We start from the raw sequence: 2,629 nt of genomic DNA on the forward strand, positions 1-2,629 counted from the left end.
CGGTCTCTCCCGAGCGTCTCAACCGTCTCTCCGGCCCGTCTCCGCCATCTCTAGCGTCCCAACAACAACCTCAGCTGCGCCGGTGAAGGGGTATTTACGGATTAGGTCAGACACCTGCAACCCCCATTTTGAAAAAACTTCACATTTCTCGGCAGAAACTTGTCCAGGTTAATGAAAACAACAGGTTAGCTTCAGAAACTTCGCAGAAAACCTGCTGACCCATTGCTTCGATCCCAGCAAAGACCAACCATCCAGTGGATTCGTACCCAATGCTTGGTATGCACACCAGAGCCGGGTCAAAGAAAACGCCGCCCGAGTCTCCTCGGGCGGCACAACTTGCTTGAATAATAGTAGGCTTACTTCAGATCGAAGCGGTCCGCGTTCATCACCTTGTTCCAGGCCGAGACAAAGTCACAGACGAATTTGCCCTCGGCACCGGCCTGACCGTAGACCTCGGCCAACGCCCGCAATTGCGAGTTCGAACCAAAGACCAGATCGACACGAGTGCCTGTCCACTTGACCTCGCCACTCGTGCGGTCGCGTCCTTCGTATACGCCTTTGCCAGACGGCTTCCATTCTGTGCTCATGTCCAGAATGTTGGTGAAGAAGTCTGTACTGAGCGTTCCAACACGATCTGTAAACACGCCATGTTTGCTGTCGCCAAAGTTGGCGCCCAGTACACGCAGACCGCCCACAAGCGCTGTCATCTCGGGTGCTGACAGAGTCAGCAGCTGTGCACGGTCGACCAACAGCTCTTCGGGCGAAACAGTGTAATCAGCCTTCTGATAGTTACGGAATCCGTCAGCGGCAGGCTCCATCACGGCGAAACTGTCCACATCCGTCTGCTCTTGCGTCGCATCGGTGCGGCCCGGAGTGAACGGTACCTCGACATCCTGACCACCAGCTTTCGCTGCCTGTTCGACACCTACAGCGCCGGCCAGAACGATCACATCGGCCAGAGACACTTTCTTGCCCCCAGACTGCGCATCGTTGAACGCAGACTGAACGCCTTCCAGTGCGCCCAACGCCTTGGACAGTTTCATCGGCTCGTTCACATCCCAGTCTTTCTGCGGCGCAAGGCGGATACGGGCCCCGTTGGCACCACCGCGCTTGTCCGAACACCGGTATGTCGAGGCCGAGGCCCACGCGGTCGAGACCAGCTCGGATACCGACAGGCCGGTGGCGGCGATCTTGGCTTTAAGGTCGGCAACATCCGCATCATCGACCAGATCGTGATCGACGGCTGGGACGTTGTCTTGCCACAACAGCTCCTCGGTCGGGGCTTCTGGGCCGATATAGGCCGCGCGTGGGCCCATGTCGCGGTGGGTCAGTTTGAACCAGGCGCGCGCGAACGCATCTGCGAACTCGTCCGGGTTCTCGTGGAAGCGCTTCGAGATCGGGCCATAGATCGGATCCATGCGCATCGCCATGTCGGCGGTGGTCATCATGGTTTTGACCTTCTTCGACGGATCATGCGCCTGTGGGGCCATATCTTCTTCTTTGACGTTCACCGGCTCCCAGATCCACGCGCCCGAAGGGCTTTTGGTCAGGTTCCAGTCATAGCCGAACAGCAGGTCGAAATAGCCGTTGTCCCATTTGATCGGGTTCGCGGTCCACGCGCCCTCAATGCCCGAGGTGGTGGTGTCGTCACCCTTGCCTGATCCAAATTTGTTGATCCAGCCAAAGCCCATCTCTTCAATCGGCGCGGCCTCTGGATCGGGACCAACCAGATCAGGATCACCCGCACCATGCGCCTTACCAAAGGTGTGGCCACCTGCGACCAGAGCGACGGTTTCTTCGTCATTCATCGCCATCCGGCCAAAGGTGTCGCGAATATCCCGACCCGAAGCCAGCGCATCAGGCTGCCCGTCTGGACCTTCGGGGTTCACATAGATCAGGCCCATCTGCACAGCGGCCAGCGGGTTTTCCAGATCGCGTTCACCCGAATAACGACTGTGCGGATTGTCGGTCGGGGCCAGCCATTCGGTTTCCGAGCCCCAATAGATGTCTTCCTCGGGGGCCCAGATGTCTTCGCGACCACCAGCGAAACCAAAGGTCTTACCACCCATTGATTCAATCGCGCAGTTACCCGCCAGGATCATCAGGTCGGCCCAGGAAATCTGGTTGCCGTATTTCTGCTTGATCGGCCACAGCAGACGACGCGCTTTGTCGAGGTTGCCGTTGTCCGGCCAGCTGTTCAAGGGTGCAAAGCGTTGGTTACCAGTCGAAGCTCCGCCACGGCCATCCGCCGTACGATAGGTCCCCGCGCTGTGCCAGGCCATCCGGATGAAGAAGCCACCATAATGGCCGTAATCTGCGGGCCACCAGTCCTGTGAATCCGTCATCAACGCATAAAGTTCGTCTTTCAGCGCCTTCATATCCAGCTTCTGGAATTCTTCGGCATAGTCGAAGTCAGCATCCATCGGGTTCGAAGCTGGCGCATGCTGATGCAAGATCGACAGGTTCAGCTGATTGGGCCACCAGTCACGATTTGATCGTGTCCCGGCACCATGCATCACGGGGCATCCGCCCGTTTTGGGGTTATCACTTCCATGCATATCGATCTCCAATGCTGGCTGAGGACTTGCGGCTTTGCGCGCTAAAACTTGCAATCAACAAGATCACAGAC

The 2,629-nt window shown here is 57.7% G+C and carries 1 protein-coding gene; it reads right to left on the bottom strand.

Annotated features, from left to right (window positions below):
* Positions 1 to 356: 356 nt before the first annotated feature.
* Positions 357 to 2,558: a catalase/peroxidase HPI gene (gene katG / locus ACR0JE_RS19590; protein WP_480865357.1), complete on the bottom strand. Its 2,202-nt coding sequence runs from the start codon at positions 2,556 to 2,558 to the stop codon at positions 357 to 359.
* Between the last annotated feature and the right edge of the window lie 71 nt (positions 2,559 to 2,629).

The organism is Ruegeria sp. H3, from assembly GCF_056533095.1.

What these genes read in the sequence shown, in the direction of transcription:
- katG (WP_480865357.1), bottom strand. Translation starts at nt 2,558, where the DNA reads ATGCATGGAAGTGATAACCCCAAAACGGGCGGATGCCCCGTGATGCAT.